This window comes from Mesorhizobium sp. M0019, from assembly GCF_040323975.1.
GTDB lineage: Bacteria > Pseudomonadota > Alphaproteobacteria > Rhizobiales > Rhizobiaceae > Mesorhizobium.
This window is the reverse complement of record NZ_JAMYVK010000001.1, coordinates 88,605-105,723: the sequence shown is the minus strand read 5'-3', so window position 1 is coordinate 105,723 and position 17,119 is coordinate 88,605. Positions and strand designations below refer to the sequence as shown.

The following is a 17,119-nucleotide window of genomic DNA, read 5'->3' as shown; positions in this document are numbered from 1 at the left end:
ACATCGCGGCACGATCTTCCGGATCGGGGCGTGGGAGGACACGGCGCCCGTCGTCAAAACTGGTCGTCATCGAAGTGGGAACCGCCATGCCCCTTGCTCTTTACGCTCTTGCCGCCGGTGCGTTCGGCATCGGCGTCACCGAATTCGTCATCATGGGCCTGCTGCTCGACGTCAGCACCGATCTCGACGTCTCGATCTCGGCTGCCGGCCAGCTGATTTCCGGCTATGCGCTGGGCGTTGTCATCGGCGCGCCGCTGCTGACGATCGCAACCGGCCGTTGGCCGCGCAAAACCGTGCTTCTGGCGCTGATGGCGATCTTCACGCTGGGCAACCTCGCTTGTGCGCTTGCCCCAGACTACTGGACGCTGATGGGTGCGCGCGTACTGACCGCCTTCGCCCACGGCACCTTCTTCGGCGTCGGCTCGGTCGTGGCGACCGGACTGGTGGCGCCCAACAAGAAAGCCTCGGCGATCGCCCTGATGTTCACCGGCCTGACCATCGCCAACATCCTCGGCGTGCCCTTCGGCACATGGCTCGGCCAAGCCTTCGGCTGGCGCGCGACCTTCTGGGCGGTGACCCTGGTCGGCATCGCCGCCTTTACCATCATTCTGCTGCTGGTGCCGGGCAGCCGAACAGAGCCTGAGAAGAGCAATTTGCGCGCCGATCTCGCCGTGCTCGGCCGCACGCCGGTCCTGCTTGGCTTTGCTACCACCGTGCTTGGCTATGCCGGCGTCTTCGCCGTCTTCACCTACATCGCCCCGTTGCTGACCGAGATCACCGGTTTTGATGAAGCAGCGGTGTCGCCGATCCTGCTGGTCTTCGGCGGCGGCCTCATTGCCGGCAACCTCGCCGGCGGCAAGTTCGCCGACCGCTGGTTGGTACCGTCCGTTCTCGGCAGTCTCGTCGTCCTGGCGATGGTGCTCGGCACCATGACCTTCGCCCTGCACAGCCAGGTCATGGCCGTTATCTATGTCGGCCTGCTCGGCGCCGCCGCCTTCGCCACCGTCGCGCCGCTACAGTTATGGGTGTTGCAGAAGGCACAAGGCGCCGGCCAGAGCCTCGCCTCATCCTTCAACATCGCCGCCTTCAACCTCGGCAATGCTGCCGGCGCCTGGCTCGGCGGCGTGGTCATCGCCCATGGTCCCGGCCTCGATGCCGTCACCTGGGTCGCGGCCCTGTTGCCGCTTTCAGCGCTTGCCGTGGCGGCGTTTGCGCTGCGCCTCGACCGAGATCCTGTCCTCGCCACACCGGAAATCGCGCGGTCATAGAACGGCAAACCTCAACCAATCTTTGAAACAGCCATCCTTCCACAAGGAGCAAACCCATGGATTATCGAAATCTTGGCGCATCAGGCCTGAAGGTCCCGGCGCTCTCGTTCGGCGCTGGAACCTTCGGCGGTTCAGGCCCGCTGTTCGGCGCCTGGGGCAACAGCGATGCGACGGAAGCACGGCGGCTGGTCGACATCTGCCTTGAGGCCGGCGTCAACCTGTTCGACACCGCCGACGTCTATTCGAATGGCGCTTCCGAACAAGTGCTCGGCGCTGCCATCAAGGGCCGCCGCGACGCCGTGCTGATCTCGACCAAGACCTCGCTGCCGATGGGCGACGGTCCCAACGATGCCGGATCGTCCCGTTCACGCCTGATCAAGGCCGTCGAAGACGCGCTGGGGCGCCTTGGCACCGACTACATCGACCTGCTGCAACTGCACGCCTTCGACGCAGCAACACCGATCGAGGAGGTGCTGTCGACACTGGACAGTCTCGTGCGCGCCGGCAAACTGCGTTATGTCGGCGTCTCCAATTTTTCCGGCTGGCAAGTGATGAAATCGCTCGGCCTGGCGGGCAGATACGGCTATCCCCGATACGTCGCCCATCAGGTCTATTACTCGCTGGTCGGACGCGACTATGAATGGGAGTTGATGCCGCTCGGCCTCGACCAGGGTGTCGGTGCGCTGGTGTGGAGCCCGCTCGGCTGGGGCCGCCTGACCGGCAAGATCCGCCGTGGCCAGAAGCTGCCTGAGAAAAGCCGGCTGCACGACACGGCAAGCTTCGGACCGCCCGTCGAGGATGAGCATCTCTATCGGGTCGTCGACGCGCTTGATGTTGTCGCCGAGGAAACCGGCAAGACCATACCGCAGATCGCCATCAATTGGCTGCTGCAGCGGCCGACCGTCGCCTCCGTCATCGTCGGCGCGCGCAACGAGGAGCAGTTGCGCCAGAATCTCGGCGCCGTCGGCTGGTCGTTGACAGCCGAGCAGATGAAGAAGCTCGACACGGCAAGTGAGGTCACCGCACCCTATCCGTATTTTCCCTATCGCCGGCAGGAGGGTTTTGCCCGGCTGAACCCGCCCGCAGTCTGACGCTCCAAAAGCTGGGCGGCGGCTCCCAGGCTGCCGCCCGCCCGGCTAATGCAGAACGAACTCGCCGTCGACCTTGCGCCATTCGTTCGGCGCGATCAGCTTCTGGTGCGTGTAGCTGACCGAATGCAGCGGGCCTTCGAGCTTGGCCTTCCAGAACTCGATGAAACGGATCAGCACGGGAAATTTCGGGGCGATGTCGTAATCCTGCCAGATGAAGCTCTGCAGCAGATGCGGATGATCTGGAAAGTGATAAAGAATCTTGGCCGTGGTCAAGCCATAGCCCTTGAGCATCAGGTCCATTTCGGAATGGTCGCGCATTGCGGTCCCCTGGTTGATTCTCCTTCCTCCCAGGCTGAAATTGTGCACCCCATTTGCTTAATCGTCTATTGATATTTCTATGATCGAACCAGATTACTTCCGCAAAAACATGCGCTTAGCAGCCGACTCACGAGAGTGCTGACACCGCCTGGTAAGGCGCCTGCGGCATCCCGCCGCGCGAATCCAACGTCTAATGTTGCCGTCGCGGCCGAACTGTTAATAATGCGCGCGAATTCGCGGCCGCATCGCTGCGATCCTGCCGGCGGTCAAGCCGGCGGTTTGGTTTTGGGGAGGAAGGCGAAGAAATGTCCGATGTTCATGTCCATCGCGTCCAGCCGGCGTGGAAGAAGAACGCGCTGATTGACAATGACACCTACCTGAAATGGTACGCCGACAGCGTCAAGAACCCGGACAAGTTCTGGGGCAAGCACGGCAAGCGCATCGACTGGTTCAAGCCGTACAGCAAGGTCAAGAACACGTCCTTCGACGGCCAGGTCTCAATCAAATGGTTCGAGGATGGCCAGACCAACGTTTCCTGGAACTGCATCGACCGGCATCTGAAGAAGCGCGGCGAACAGACCGCCATCATCTGGGAAGGCGACAATCCCTACGACGACAGGAAGATCACCTATAACGAGCTTTACGCGCATGTCTGCCGCCTCGCCAATGTGATGAAAAAGCACGGCGTCAAGAAGGGCGACCGCGTAACCATCTACATGCCGATGATCCCGGAGGCCGCTTATGCGATGCTCGCCTGCACGCGCATCGGCGCCATTCATTCGGTCGTCTTCGGCGGCTTTTCGCCGGATGCGCTGGCCGGACGCATCGATGACTGCAAGTCGACCTTCGTCATCACCGCCGACGAAGGCCTGCGCGGCGGCAAGCCGATCCCGCTAAAGGAGAACACGGACAAGGCGATCGAGATCGCCGCCAAGGCCGGAACGAAAGTCGAAAAGGTCTTGGTAGTGCGCCGCACTGGCGGCAAGACCGGCTGGGCCGCCGGGCGCGACGTCTGGTACCATGACGAGGTCGCGACGGTTAAGGCCGAATGCAAGCCCGAGAAGATGAACGCCGAGGACCCGTTGTTCATCCTCTACACATCCGGCTCGACCGGCAAGCCGAAAGGTGTGCTGCACACCACCGCCGGCTATCTCGTCTATGTCTCGATGACCCACCAATATGTCTTCGACTATCATGACGGCGATATCTACTGGTGCACCGCCGATGTCGGCTGGGTCACCGGCCACAGCTACATCGTCTACGGGCCGCTCGCCAACGGCGCCACCACGCTGATGTTCGAAGGCGTGCCGAACTACCCGTCGCAGTCGCGTTTCTGGGACGTGATCGACAAGCACAAGGTCAACATCTTCTACACGGCGCCGACGGCGTTGCGCGCGCTGATGGGCGCCGGCGATGCCCATGTCACCAAAACGTCGCGCAAGTCGCTGCGCGTGCTCGGCACCGTCGGTGAGCCGATCAATCCGGAAGCCTGGGAGTGGTATTTCAACGTCGTAGGCAACGGCAAGGTGCCGATCGTCGATACCTGGTGGCAGACCGAGACCGGCGGCATCATGATCACGCCGGTTCCGGGCGCCACCCACCTCAAGGCGGGTTCAGCGACGCGGCCCTTCTTTGGCGTCAAGCCGCAGCTGGTCGATACCGACGGCAAGGTGCTCGAAGGCGAAGCCAGCGGCAATCTTTGTATTGCCGACTCATGGCCGGGCCAGACGCGCACCGTCTATGGCGATCACGACCGCTTCGTGCAGACCTATTTCTCGACCTACAAGGGCAGATACTTCACCGGCGACGGCTGCCGCCGCGATGCTGACGGCTACTACTGGATCACCGGCCGCGTCGACGACGTCATCAACGTCTCCGGCCACCGCATGGGCACCGCCGAGGTCGAATCGGCGCTGGTTTCGCATGAGAAGGTCTCGGAGGCCGCCGTCGTCGGCTACCCGCACGATATCAAGGGCCAGGGCATCTACTGCTATGTCACGCTGATGGCCGGCGAAACGCCAAGCGAGGAATTGCGCCAGGAACTCGTCGCCCATGTCCGCAAGGAGATCGGCGCCATCGCTTCGCCCGACAAGATCCAGTTCGCGCCCGGCCTGCCGAAGACCCGTTCCGGCAAGATCATGCGACGCATCCTGCGCAAGATCGCCGAGGATGATTTTGCCGCGCTCGGCGATACCTCGACGCTGGCCGATCCGGCGGTCGTCGACGACCTTATCGCCAACCGGCAAAACAAGAAGGGCTGATGCAACCCGCATTGGGCGCCGTCACCGAGCTTTGGCGCTATCCCGCGAGCTCGCTCGCCGGCGAGTTTCAGCAGGCGATCTCCGTCGACCGGCATACCGTCGAAGGCGACCGCCTGTTTGGTCTTGTCGATACCTCGACCGATGAAATCGCACGGCCCGACCGCGAAGCGAAATGGCACAAGGTGCCCCGCATCCGCACCCGGCTGTCGCAGGCCGGCAGGCTGGAGGTCGCCATCCCCGACGGACGCTGGCTTTCGGCACCTGGCGCGCAAAGTGATCGCGCCATTTGCGCCTATCTCGGCTTTGCGGCTTCCATCCGGCCGTTCCGTCGGGAAAATGCGGCTCCGGATTACGCCGGCCCTCTGCTGACGGAACGCTACGTCAAAGCCCCTATTCATCTGCTGACCACCGCCTCACTGGCGCGTTTGAAAGTGCTGCATCCAAAGGGCACCGCCGACGCGCGCCGCTTCCGCCCCAACATCGTCGTCGATGTGCCGGAGGTCGAGGGGTCGTTCCCCGAGACGGAATGGATCGGGCGCAAGCTGGCGATCGGCGACCTGCTCCTGACCATCTCCGAGCCGTGCCGCCGCTGCGGCTTCACCATCATTGGCCAGGACGGGTTCGACCACGACCCGGCAATCCTGCGCAGCCTGGTCCGCCACAACGCCCATAACCTCGGCGTCTACTGCACCGTCGATCGACCGGCCCGCGTCGAGATCGGCGCCACGATGCGCCTCCTGTAGCTATCGGTACAAATCCGCCCGCGTCGGCGGCAGGCCGCTCGGCCCACGCGCGCGCCTTGTGGCGACGGTCTGGAAAACCTGCGCCGAGGCGCGTTCGAAGGTAATCGAGCAGCCGGTGAGATAAAGCAGCCAGAGCCGCGCCTTGGCTTCGCCGACCTCGGCGATAGCTTCGTCGAAGCGTGCGTGGAGGCGCTCGGCCCATAGCCTGCAGGTGCGCGCATAGTGCTCGCGCAAATTTTCGACGTCGTAGACGAGGAAGCCGTGGGCCTCGAGATTGCCGAGCGTCATGCCGATCGTGTCGAGTTCGCCGCCCGGAAAAATGTATTTGATCAGCGCCTTGAATTCCGGCCCCTTGCGCAGCGTCTTCTTCAAGCTGCCCTTGTCGCGCCGGGTGATGGCGTGGTGCAGATAGATGCCGCCCGGCTTGAGCAGGCGATGGATCCTCGAGAAATAGGCCGCATGGTTGGCAAGCCCCAGATGCTCGAACATGCCGATCGACGAGATCTTGTCGAAGGAGCCGGACAGCTCGGCATAGGACTTTATCTCGATGGTGATGCGGTCCTCCAGCCCCTCGGCGCGGATGCGTTCACGGGCGAGCTCGGTCTGTGCTTCCGATAGCGAAACGCCGTGGCCGACGACGCCATAATTCTTCACCGCATGGATGAGCATCGCTCCCCAGCCGCAGCCGATGTCGAGCAATCTATCGCCGGGCTTCAGCCGAAGCTTGCGGCAGATATGGTCGAGCTTGTCTCTCTGGGCCTGATCGATATCGTTGGCGAAATCCTTGAAGTAGCCGCAGCTATAGACCATGCGCTCGTCGAGGAAGAGCCGGTAGAATGCGTTGGAAATGTCGTAATGATGCTCGATCGCCTCCTTGCTCGAACCGCTGACGAAAGGATTGCGGCCGGAAAGATCGGTTCGCGTCGTCATCTGTTTTCGCGAAAACAGCACCGCCGGCAGGTCGCGCAGGATCGCCAGCTTCGGCAATGTCTTGAGCTTCGTCCTGAGCTTGCCGTGCGTGGGCAAGGCGTAGAAATCGAACAGCGATCCGTCTTCGACGTCGACCGCCTTGGCAATCCACATCTCGATCAGCGTCGATAAAGAGGGCCGACGTACGATCTGCCAGACGATGTCCTGGTCGTTGATGGTGAGCACCGGGCCGGCAGCCGGGCCGATCCGCTCGCCTGTCCACAGCCTCACCGCAAAACCCGGCTTCAGCGTCTCGATGACCGTCCGAACAATCCGGGCCGCTCTCTCGGCTGCCTCCATCCCGTCCTCCCTTACCCGGCAAAATAGTGGCCCGGAACAATAGCGGCTCGATCTTGCCTGCCCGATCGGCCGGCCGCAAGCCGCCCGAGTGCACAAGCAGGCTTGTTCAGGATTTTCGGGTGCCGCGCCTTGCCATTTGCCGGATGACACCCCATCATGAGGGAGTGTTCAACAAATCGAAAGGAGGTGATCCGATGTCGAGTGATTTCGTTTTCCAGAACGTGGCCTCAGCGGATCGCACTTTCGGGAAGCAGTCTTCCCGCTAAGGCGCGAGATGCGCGGCTGGCGACCAGGGTCGCCGCCAGGAGCCGCGCCATGGACGGAAACACGGAAGGCCGCCGGCTTCGCGAGAAGCGGCGGCCTTTCCTTTTTGGGCTGTTGTCCCCTATTTGGTTACGGTTAACATCTCGACGTTGCGCGCTATATCCTGGAAAGCCTGGTTGAGTTCCGTTCCATTGGCCGCCTGATAAAAGTGCTTGATCTTGGCGGTGTCCGGGCTCGCGCAATCCTGGAGCGTCGCCTTGGCATTCGTTTCGTTTAGGTCAAACCCAATGGTGAAGACCTCGATGCCCTTGTCGCGCATGGCAGCGCAAAGTTTCTTGGCGGCCGTGCGGGTCGGCTCCTTGCCGGCGTCATTGTAGACGTCGCTGACCGTGCTCGCATCGAAGTAGGACAGGTTGAATTCGCCATCGGTCATCAGGATCGCGATCTTGGCAACCTTCTTTGGATCCATCTTGGCCGGCCGTTCCGAGGCTTTCATCACACTGCCCCAGTTTTCCGAAAGCATGTACCAGGTCCACTGCACGCCGATATGGCCGGCGGTGCCGGCGGAGGCGACGAAATTCTTGATGACCGTCTTGAGCGCCGTCGCATCCGCTGTCAGCGGCATCAGCGCGGCGATCGGGCAGGCGGCGGTGCCGGTCTGCCAGGCGAAGGATGACAGCAGGTAGTCGCGATTGACCATGCTGACGTCGGGGCCCGCATCCGAATACTGATAGGTCCCCTTGCGCTCGGTGGCGCAATTATCGGGACGGATAAAGCCCGAGACATACTGCACGGCGTCATTGGCCGGCGCCTGTTTGCGTTGACTGGCGGTGGTTTCCACATAGACGCTGCTGGCGGCAAGTGTACCGGCATTCACCGAATTGGCATAAGGCACGATGGCAACCCGCACACGTGGCTTGGAGGGGTCCTGGCCGCCCAGGAAGCTGTCGACAGCATTCGCCGCGGCCGCCCGCAGATCGATGATTTTCTGGCCGGCCATCGACCCGGTCACGTCCAGCATCATCGCGACTTCGATCTGCTTGTCCGAATAGAGCGCCGTCGTCGATGCGGGGACGCGTTGCATGCCACCCGTGCTGAAAAGCGGGAAATAGTAGTTGACGTTGACATGGACGTCCGCCTGGACAGTCTTGGCTGTCCTGTCGACAACCAGATTGTCGAGGACGATCTGGTTGTCCTGGAGGATACCCGCCGTGCTGTTGGCATCGAGAAGGCCTGCACCGATTTGCTGGCGTCGGCCTCGCTGATGACGCCGGTTGTCAGGTCGCGGGCCGTCGAGGTGACCGCTGCATCGACCACGCCTTGCAGGCTCGATTTTACATTGTAGAGTTGGGACACGTTGACCGCAAAGCCGACACTCAGTGCCAGCACTGAGCCGATTATCCCAAACAGGACCGCGAAATTTCCGCTGCGATCCCCGGCAAAGCCGCCGATCGTCTGAACAAGACCCCCGAAACGCCGCATTCCTTCCGCCTCCATTCGCTACAGCCTGCAGCTGTCCGAACGCGCATTGCAGGAATCCGGCCGGATCGCGCCGCCAGGCCCGGGAAAGCGACCGGCCCGCGATCAGGTCATTGTTTCCAAACGGTTTCGAGCGGCGGCAGGGTAAACAGAGGGTAAACGAAAGCTGCGCCGGCACGGCTTTGTCGACAAAGCGCTTACCACGAACAGGCTCGCAATTCAGGACGACTGGACTGCGTCCCAATCCGGTACAGACGAGATGTATCGAACCGGTTCAGCACGATCGCGGTGGCGGGAAATGGAAACACGGACTGTGAATGTGTCCCGAAAGACTAGGCCAGCATCCGTGCGCTGACCGTCTTGTCGACGCCACGACAAGGCGGCTTGAACAGATTACCTTCCTGCTCGTGCGTCCAGACCTTGAACAGGGTGAGCCGATGCGGGCCAAAACTGTGCAGCAGCGGCACGTCGGTGGCGTCGCGGCCGCGGGCGATGACGACGCGGCCGATCCTCGGCACATTGTGGCGAGGATCGAAAGTGTACCACCTGCCGTCGAGGAACACTTCCACCCACGCCGAGAAATCCATCGGCGCCGGATCGGCGGGCACGCCGATATCGCCGAGATAGCCGTTCACGTAGCGGGCCGGGATGTTCATGCAGCGGCAGAGCGTGATCGCCAGATGGGCAAAGTCGCGGCAGACGCCGACGCGTTCCTCATGCGCCTGCGCCGCCGTGCGGGTCGAGCGCGCATAGCCGTAGCCGAAGGACAGGCGGTTGTGGACATAGTCGACGATGGCCTGCACCCGCGCCCAGCCCGGTGGAAGCTGGCCGAAAAGTTGCCAGGCCAGGTCGCCGAGATGGTCGGTCTCGCAGTAACGGCTGCCGAGCAGATAGCCGAGCACCTCGTCCGGCAATTCGGCAACCGGGACTTCTCTCGCCAGCGTGTTGACTTCGTCCGTCTCGCCGCTGTCCTCGACCACCGCGTCATAAAGGATGCGAAAGCTTCCGGCCGGCGCCGTGAAGCGGCGGCAGCTATTGCCGAAAAGGTCGTGGTAGACCCTGGTCGGGACCGACGGCGAGGTCAGCACGCGCGTCTGCCGCTTGATGTCGGCCTGGCGATCCCCGTGGATATCGAGCAATGAAACGACCGGCGTTGCTGCAACGCATTCAATGGCAATTTCATAGCCGAGCCGAATCAGCATCGCCCTCCCCTGCGATCGTCATGGAAGATAGTGCCGATCAACGCGGGACAGTGCGTGGCGGTTCCTTGTGGTCGTCAAAAACGACGCCTCGCGGCTTCCCATACGGACGCGGCAACGTTACGGTCGATTGACACGCGTCTTTCGAAATAATCCCTCCAAGATGACCCCGGGAAACCGATGTTTGCAGGCAGAAAATTCGCGGCCTTCCTGTTCGATATGGACGGCACGATTCTCAATTCGATCGCCGCAGCGGAAAGGGTCTGGGCAGCGTGGGCGCATCGGCAAGGTCTTGACGTCGCCGCATTCCTGCCGACCATCCACGGCGTGCGGGCGATCGAGACCATCGGCCGGCTGGCGCTCCCAGGCGTCGATCCTGCCCGCGAAGCCGATTCGCTTTTGCAGGCCGAGGCGGCCGATGTCGAGGGCATTCGCCCGATTGCCGGCGCCGCGGCCTTCCTGGCGTCGCTGCCGCCTGGAAGCTGGGCGATCGCCACTTCGGCACCGCGCGAGCTCGCCCTGCTGCGCCTGCAGGCCGCGGGTATTCCGGCTCCCGCCGTGATTGTTGCGGCGGAGGATGTATCGCGCGGCAAGCCGGCGCCCGACTGCTTCCGGCTGGCGGCCGAACGGCTCGGCGTCGATGTGGGCGACTGCCTCGTCTTCGAGGACGCGCCGGCCGGCATAGCGGCGGCCGAAGCCGCGGGCGCTGCGGTCGTGGTGATCAGCGCCACGCACCGGCATCCGTTGGAGACGCCGCATGCCACCATCGCCGGCTATGACGCGATCGGCATCGCCGTCGATTCCAGCGGCTGGATTGCCATCGGAGTGGAGCGGGCCGCGCTGCCTGTTTGACTAGCACCCTGCCTGGGCTAAAAGTCGCTGGTCAGGCCCTTGACCTCCCAGTCGCCATAGCGGCCAGGCTCCTTGCCGCCGCGCCCGCCCATCTCCCTCGGCAGCGTGGCTTCCTGCTCGCGATATTTCTCCCGCCGGGCCTCGGCCTCGACCAAGGCGCGCCTGGCTGCCGGGGTCAGCGGCTTTTGCGGCGAGCCGTTAGCATGCGTTTGGCTGGTTTTGTCGATCATGCGATCTTCCGCTAGATTGAAACAGGCCCCGATTGAAACGGGAACCGCTGTTTCCCATCATATAGCGATGGGCCCACAAGGATCGACCCCTTTGTTGGGCCAGAACGGAGCAGACGATGAACACCCTTCGCACCGCCATGCTTTTGGCCGCAATGACGGCCCTGTTCATGGGTGTCGGCTATCTCATCGGCGGATCCGGCGGCATGATGATCGCGTTGCTGATCGCCGCCGGCACCAATTTGTTCAGCTATTGGAACGCCGACAAGATGGTGCTGTCGATGCACCGTGCGATCGAAGTCGACGAACGCAACGCGCCTGAATATTACGCCATCGTGAAGGGTCTCGCGCAACGTGCCGGCCTGCCGATGCCGAGAACCTATCTCATCGACAATCCGCAGCCCAATGCCTTCGCCACCGGCCGCAATCCGCAAAATGCCGCTGTCGCCGCCAGCACCGGCCTGCTCGAGCGGCTATCGCATGAAGAAGTCGCGGCGGTGATGGCACACGAGCTCGCCCATGTGCAGCACCGCGATACGCTGACCATGACGATCGTCGCCACCTTTGCCGGCGCAATTTCGATGCTCGGCAATTTCGCCTTCTTTTTCGGCGGCAACCGCGACAATAACAATTCCTTTGGCATCGTCGGCGTGCTGGTGGCGATGATAGTCGCGCCCCTGGCCGCCATGATCGTGCAGATGGCGGTGAGCCGCACCCGCGAATATGAGGCCGACCGGCGCGGTGCCGAAATCTGTGGACACCCGCTGTGGCTCGCCTCGGCACTTGACAAGATCGCGCGGGGCGCCGAACGCATCCGCAACCCGGATGCCGAGCGCAATCCGGCAACCGCCCATCTCTTCATCATCAATCCTCTTTCCGGCGAGCGCATGGACAGTTTGTTTTCCACTCACCCGAGCACAGAAAACCGCATCGCCGCGTTGCAGAGGATGGCGAGCGAAATGGCCGGCGCACCCGAAGCGGCCGCGACGCCAAGGCCGGCGCCGGAAGGGACCGGGCAGCAGCCGTCTGGTCCGTGGGACAGGGCCGCGCGGCCCGAGAGGCCGGCTGAGCCGGCCAAGCCGAGACCCAATCCCTGGGGACGCAATCCGACCGGCCCCAAAGGTCCGTGGTCGTGAGTTCAGCGAAGCGCCGGCACGGAATTTCAGGCGATCGTGAACACAATTCGAGCGGCGAGGCCGTAGCCGGCCTCGCCGCGCGCAAGGCAGCCGCGCGCCTGCTTGCCGCGGTTATAGACGCGAGGACGCCGCTCGACGGGCTGACCGACCAAGAGAACGGCCATCCGCAGTACAAGGCGCTCGACCTGCGCGACCGCGCCTTGGTGCGCGCCATTCTGGTCACCGCCCTGCGCTACCGCATGACCATATCAGGCCTTTTGGCCCGTCGCCTGGAAAAGCCGCTGCCGCCCAACGCCACGGCGCTTTCGCACATTTTGCATGTGGCGGCAGCGCAGATCCTGTTCCTCGATGTTCCCGACAGCGCCGCCGTCGACCTCGCCGTGACACACGCCAAGTCCGATCCGCGCACGGCGCGCTTTTCCGGCCTCGTCAACGGCGTGCTGCGCACGCTGGCGCGGGCCAAGCAGGACGAGCTCGCCGCAGCACGTGCCGCTACCGACGAGGCGCCAAAATGGTTTTCCGACCGTTTGAAAACGGTCTACGGCCTCGACAAGGCCAGGCAGATACTGCTCGCCCATCGCCATGAGGCACCGGTCGATTTCTCGGTCAAGTCGGACCCGGCGCTGTGGGCCGAACGGCTCGGCGGCTTTGTCTTGCCGACCGGCACGGTGCGGGTGGAAAAGCTCAGCGCTTCCGTGACCGAACTGCCCGGCTTTGGGGAAGGCGCCTGGTGGGTTCAGGATGCAGCGGCCAGCCTGCCGGCCCGGCTGTTCGGCGACATCAATGGTTTGCGAATCGCCGACCTCTGTGCCGCGCCGGGCGGCAAGACCGCCCAGCTGATCCTCGCCGGCGCCCACGTCACCGCGCTCGACATGTCCAAAACGCGGCTGGCACGGCTGACGCAGAACCTCGAACGGCTCGGTCTGGCCGCCGAGATCGTCCAGGCCGATCTGCTCAAATACGAGCCGAAGGACCTCTTCGACGCCGTCCTCCTCGACCCACCATGCTCTTCGACCGGGACGGTGCGGCGGCATCCCGACGTTCCCTGGACGAAGACGGCGGCCGACGTCGAAAAACTGGCCGACCTGCAACGCCGGCTGCTTGCCCGCGCCGTCACCCTGGTCAAGCCTGGTGGACGCATCGTCTTTTCCAACTGTTCGCTCGATCCGCTGGAAGGCGAAGAGCTCTATCGCGACTTTCTCGCCGGCAATGCGGAGATTGTCGACGACCCGCTTCGGCCGGGTGAGATCGCCGGCATCGACCCGTTTCTGACGCCGCAAGGCACGTTGCGCACCACGCCTGCCGATCTGGAGCTAGGCTCGCCGGGCCGCTCCGGGCTGGACGGCTTCTTCGCCGCCCGCATGCGCAGAGCCGGCTAAGGGACGATCTTGAAGTGCCGTCCGGCTTCATGGGGCGAGGAGGCATGGAAAACAGGCTGAACGGCCCCACCGCCGCGGAATTCGCCTTCGCACAAGTTCTTGAATCATATAAACTTGTGCTTGGGTGAGGACGATCAGGAGGGGTTTTGGCAATCGCTGCCGGTAACACGACGCGTCTGTGGACGCTTGTCGCGAGGGAGTTCTGGCGCAAGACGCGCCGGCGCTTGCGCGCCGGGCCACTCTATCGCTGGCGCTACTCAGGCCGCACGCCGGAGCGCGTCCTGATCGCCCCACCGGACCTGCGGCTCGCCGATCCTCAGATCGCGCTCGAGATCTATTACGGCCGCTATCCGCTTTCGGGGCATCTGGTCGAGACCGGCGGCAAATCGCCCTTCCAGATCGACGTGCCCAATCCCGGCTGGCAAAAAACGCTGCATGGCTTTCGCTGGCTGCGCCATATGCGTGCCGCCGGTACCGAGCTCGCCGCCGCCAACGCGCGGGCGTTGGTTTCCGACTGGATTGCAATCCATGGCAGCCATATTTCCGGCGTCGCCTGGGAGCCCGGCACGACGGCCAAGCGTGTCATTGCCTGGCTGCAGCATTCCTCGATCGTGTTGCAGGGCGCCGAATTTCCGTTCTACCGCGCGTTCTTGAAATCGCTCGCCGTCCAGATCCGCTATCTGCGCGCCATGGTGCGCGAGATGCCGGACGGCAAGGACAGGCTGCGCGCCCGCATTGCGCTGGCCTTTGCCGCTTTGTCGCTGCCGGCGCCGGCCTCGGCGCTACGCGGTGCTACCCGCAATCTCGCCGAGGAGCTCGACCGCCAGATCCTGCCTGACGGCGGCCATATCTCGCGTAATCCGATGACCGTGCTTGAAATCCTCGCCGACCTTCTGCCGTTGCGCCAGACATACGCCAATCAGGCCGAGACGCCGCCGGCCGCCCTGATCGGCGCCATCGACCGGATGCTGCCGGCACTGCGCTTCTTTCGCCATCAGGACGGCAGCCTTGCCCGCTTCAACGGCATGGGCGCCACCATTCACGACCGTATCGCCAGCATCCTGCATCACGACGACACCGCCGGCGCACCGTTGCTGCACGCGCCGCATTCGGGTTATGAGCGCCTGTCGATGGGCGGTGTCACTGTGATCGCCGATACCGGCCCGCCGCCCCTCGTCGACGTATCCAATGCCGCTCACGCCGGATGCCTCGCCTTCGAATTGTCGTCGGGCCGCCAGCACTATATCGTCAACGCCGGAATAGACACTTATGGCGCCGCCGAGTTCCGGCCGCTTGCCCGCGCCACCGCCGCCCACTCGACCGCCACCATCAACGACACGTCGTCGGCGCGCTTCAATCACTCCTTGCGCGTCAACGACCTGCTCGGCACGCCTTTGATCGGCGGGCCGCAGCATGTGCCTTGCAAGCGCACCGACCAGAAGGGCAGCCAGGGCTTCATCGCCCGCCATGACGGCTATGTGGCGCGCTTCGGCTTCCTGCATGAGCGCGAGCTGAAATTATCGACCGACGGCAATGTGCTTGCCGGCAGGGACCGTTTCCTGCGCCCGGGCGGCGCTTCTATCCGCAACAATGGCCGTGACTTCGTCACGGTGCGTTTCCATGTCCATCCCGATATAAGCCTGCTCCAGGATGAGCATGACCGTCTGGTGCTGGCCGCCGACCATGCCGACACCTGGGTGTTTACCTCTACCGAAGTGGTGCCCGAGGTCGAGGAATCGATCTATTTCGCAGGGCTTGGCGGCCCGCGCCGCAGCCGCCAGATCGTGCTTGCGTTCAAGGCCTCGGAAATTTCCGAGGTCCACTGGCAATTGACGCGCACCATCATCGCCGGCCGTCCGGAAAAAGCTGAAGCCGGTGGCAACGGCAGACACTGATCAAGTCTTGCGGCTTGATTTCCGGGCCTCATATGCTACGGCCCGCGGACGCTCCCAACCAGAACTGGAAAGGCCGCCAGCCCATGGCCGTCGCCGCCAAGAACATTCCCGCGCCCGACCTTGTACCCATCCGTCGCGCGCTCCTTTCCGTCTTTGATAAGACCGGCCTGATCGATTTCGCCAGGGCGCTGGCTTCGGCCGGCGTCGAGCTAGTCTCGACCGGCGGCACCGCAAGGGCCCTTGCCGAGGCGGGCATGGCGGTGCGCGACGTGTCCGAGCTCACCGGCTTTCCCGAGATCATGGACGGCCGCGTCAAGACGCTGCACCCGTCGGTGCATGGCGCACTGCTTGGCGTGCGCGACGATCCCCAGCACGCCGCAGCGATGCGCGACCACGGCATCGAGCCGATCGATCTCGTCATCTCCAATCTCTATCCGTTCGAAGAGGTGCGTCGCTCCGGCGCCGACTACGCGGCGATCGTCGAGAACATCGACATCGGCGGCCCGGCGATGATCCGTGCCTCGGCCAAGAACCACGCCTATGTCGGCATCGTCACCGATCCCGATGACTATGCCTCGGTGCTCAACGCGCTGGAGATGAATTTCGGGTCGTTGTCGCTGGATTTCCGCAAGAAGCTGGCAGCCAAGGCCTTTGCCCGCACCGCCACCTACGATGCGGCAATCTCGCGATGGTTCGCCGAGGCGCTTGAGATCGAGCATCCGACATGGCGCGCCTTCGGCGGCAAGCTGCAGTCGGTGATGCGCTATGGCGAAAACCCGCATCAGGGCGCCGGCTTCTATGTCAACGGCGACAGGCGGCCGGGCGTCGCCACGGCGCGCCAGCTTCAGGGCAAGCAGCTTTCCTACAACAACATCAACGACACCGACGCTGCCTTCGAGCTGGTCGGCGAGTTCGACCCGTCGCGCTCCGCAGCAATTGCCATCATCAAGCACGCCAACCCGTGCGGCGTCGCTGAGGACGCTTCGCTGCAGGCGGCCTATGCCAAGGCGCTGGCCTGCGACCCGGTCTCGGCCTTCGGCGGCATCGTCGCCATGAACCGCATCCTCGATGCCGGAACCGCCGAAGAGATCGTCAAGACCTTTACCGAAGTGATCATCGCACCGGAGGCGTCCGAAGAAGCAGTCCGCATCATTGCCGCCAAGAAGAACCTACGCCTGCTGGTCACCGGCGGCCTGCCCGACCCGCGCGCGGCGGGCCTTGGCTTGAAATCGGTTGCTGGCGGTTTGCTGGTCCAGGGCCGCGACAACGCGGTGGTGGATGACCTCGAGCTGAAAGTGGTGACCAGGCGCGCTCCGACGCCGGCCGAATTGGCCGATCTGAAATTCGCTTTTCGCGTGGCAAAGCACGTCAAGTCGAACGCCATCGTCTATGCCAGGGATGGCGCTACAGTCGGCATCGGCGCCGGCCAGATGAGCCGGGTCGATTCCTCGCGCATCGCGGCGCGCAAGGCGCTCGACGCGGCCGAGGCTGCCGGCCTGACGGAGCCTTTGACCAGGGGCTCGGTCGTCGCCTCGGATGCCTTTTTCCCGTTCGCGGATGGGCTTTTGTCGGCAATCGAAGCCGGCGCCACCGCCGTCATCCAGCCCGGCGGCTCGATGCGCGACGACGATGTCATCGCCGCCGCCGACGCTCACGGCATTGCCATGGTCTTCACCGGAGTGAGGCATTTCCGGCATTGAACGCGTTACCCTCCCGCTGTGGGAGAAGGCAAGAGCAG

Annotated in this window: 15 protein-coding genes; 9 read left to right on the top strand and 6 right to left on the bottom strand. The window is 63.6% G+C overall.

The genetic code is table 11. From position 1 onward, the window contains the following. The first annotated feature begins 86 nt into the window (after nucleotides 1-86). Both NKK47_RS00470 and NKK47_RS00465 read left to right on the top strand, forming a co-directional pair. Nucleotides 87-1,268 (top strand): MFS transporter, encoded by a 1,182-nt coding sequence (locus tag NKK47_RS00470; protein WP_352569514.1) that lies wholly within the window; start codon nucleotides 87-89, stop codon nucleotides 1,266-1,268. Between the two features lie 56 nt (nucleotides 1,269-1,324). Continuing rightward, entirely contained in the window at nucleotides 1,325-2,359 is a 1,035-nt protein-coding gene (locus tag NKK47_RS00465) for an aldo/keto reductase (RefSeq protein ID WP_352574608.1), read from the top strand. Nucleotides 2,360-2,404: 45 nt separating this feature from the next. Here the strand turns inward: NKK47_RS00465 and NKK47_RS00460 are convergent, their stop codons facing one another. Continuing rightward, complete coding sequence (locus NKK47_RS00460) at nucleotides 2,405-2,677, bottom strand: usg protein (protein WP_023678111.1); 273 nt, start codon at nucleotides 2,675-2,677, stop codon at nucleotides 2,405-2,407. A gap of 305 nt (nucleotides 2,678-2,982) precedes the next feature. Between NKK47_RS00460 and acs the strand changes: the two genes are divergently transcribed. Next, nucleotides 2,983-4,938: an acetate--CoA ligase gene (gene acs, locus NKK47_RS00455; protein ID WP_023678112.1), complete on the top strand. Its 1,956-nt coding sequence runs from the start codon at nucleotides 2,983-2,985 to the stop codon at nucleotides 4,936-4,938. Continuing rightward, a complete protein-coding gene (locus NKK47_RS00450; RefSeq protein WP_023678113.1) occupies nucleotides 4,938-5,681 on the top strand; it encodes an MOSC domain-containing protein in 744 nt (247 codons plus the stop codon). The genes acs and NKK47_RS00450 overlap by 1 nt, the downstream gene beginning before the upstream one ends. Here NKK47_RS00450 and NKK47_RS00445 read toward each other — a convergent pair whose 3' ends face one another. From NKK47_RS00445 to NKK47_RS00430, 4 genes are all read right to left on the bottom strand, one after another. Next, nucleotides 5,682-6,950, bottom strand: a complete 1,269-nt coding sequence (locus tag NKK47_RS00445) for a class I SAM-dependent methyltransferase (RefSeq protein WP_023678114.1) — start codon at nucleotides 6,948-6,950, stop codon at nucleotides 5,682-5,684. It abuts the gene before it with no gap. A 385-nt stretch (nucleotides 6,951-7,335) separates the two neighbouring features. Next, a complete protein-coding gene (locus NKK47_RS00440) occupies nucleotides 7,336-8,298 on the bottom strand; it encodes a VWA domain-containing protein (protein ID WP_352574605.1) in 963 nt (320 codons plus the stop codon). Continuing rightward, on the bottom strand, nucleotides 8,235-8,696 hold the full coding sequence (locus NKK47_RS00435) for a TadE/TadG family type IV pilus assembly protein (RefSeq protein WP_352574603.1): 462 nt from the start codon (nucleotides 8,694-8,696) through the stop codon (nucleotides 8,235-8,237). Before NKK47_RS00435 ends, NKK47_RS00440 begins: the two co-directional genes overlap by 64 nt. Nucleotides 8,697-9,025: 329 nt before the next feature. Continuing rightward, on the bottom strand, nucleotides 9,026-9,895 hold the full coding sequence (locus NKK47_RS00430) for a transglutaminase-like domain-containing protein (protein ID WP_023678116.1): 870 nt from the start codon (nucleotides 9,893-9,895) through the stop codon (nucleotides 9,026-9,028). A 177-nt stretch (nucleotides 9,896-10,072) separates the two neighbouring features. Between NKK47_RS00430 and NKK47_RS00425 the strand changes: the two genes are divergently transcribed. Further along, the gene (locus NKK47_RS00425; RefSeq protein ID WP_023678117.1) at nucleotides 10,073-10,744 is read left to right on the top strand and encodes an HAD-IA family hydrolase; all 672 of its coding nucleotides are present in this window, start codon (nucleotides 10,073-10,075) and stop codon (nucleotides 10,742-10,744) included. A 17-nt stretch (nucleotides 10,745-10,761) separates the two neighbouring features. On the opposite strand, the gene NKK47_RS00420 is transcribed toward NKK47_RS00425, so the two are convergent. Continuing rightward, nucleotides 10,762-10,974, bottom strand: a complete 213-nt coding sequence (locus NKK47_RS00420) for a DUF1674 domain-containing protein (RefSeq protein WP_023678118.1) — start codon at nucleotides 10,972-10,974, stop codon at nucleotides 10,762-10,764. A gap of 116 nt (nucleotides 10,975-11,090) precedes the next feature. Between NKK47_RS00420 and htpX the strand changes: the two genes are divergently transcribed. The 4 genes from htpX (at nucleotide 11,091) to purH (ending at nucleotide 17,081) form a co-directional block, all read left to right on the top strand. Continuing rightward, nucleotides 11,091-12,107: a zinc metalloprotease HtpX gene (htpX, locus tag NKK47_RS00415; protein WP_023678119.1), complete on the top strand. Its 1,017-nt coding sequence runs from the start codon at nucleotides 11,091-11,093 to the stop codon at nucleotides 12,105-12,107. Then, the gene (locus tag NKK47_RS00410; protein ID WP_023678120.1) at nucleotides 12,098-13,486 is read left to right on the top strand and encodes an RsmB/NOP family class I SAM-dependent RNA methyltransferase; all 1,389 of its coding nucleotides are present in this window, start codon (nucleotides 12,098-12,100) and stop codon (nucleotides 13,484-13,486) included. The genes htpX and NKK47_RS00410 overlap by 10 nt, the downstream gene beginning before the upstream one ends. Nucleotides 13,487-13,632: 146 nt before the next feature. Further along, the gene (locus tag NKK47_RS00405) at nucleotides 13,633-15,381 is read left to right on the top strand and encodes a heparinase II/III family protein (protein WP_352569506.1); all 1,749 of its coding nucleotides are present in this window, start codon (nucleotides 13,633-13,635) and stop codon (nucleotides 15,379-15,381) included. Between the two features lie 83 nt (nucleotides 15,382-15,464). After that, nucleotides 15,465-17,081 (top strand): bifunctional phosphoribosylaminoimidazolecarboxamide formyltransferase/IMP cyclohydrolase, encoded by a 1,617-nt coding sequence (gene purH / locus NKK47_RS00400; protein ID WP_352574600.1) that lies wholly within the window; start codon nucleotides 15,465-15,467, stop codon nucleotides 17,079-17,081. The last annotated feature ends 38 nt before the right edge of the window (nucleotides 17,082-17,119 follow it).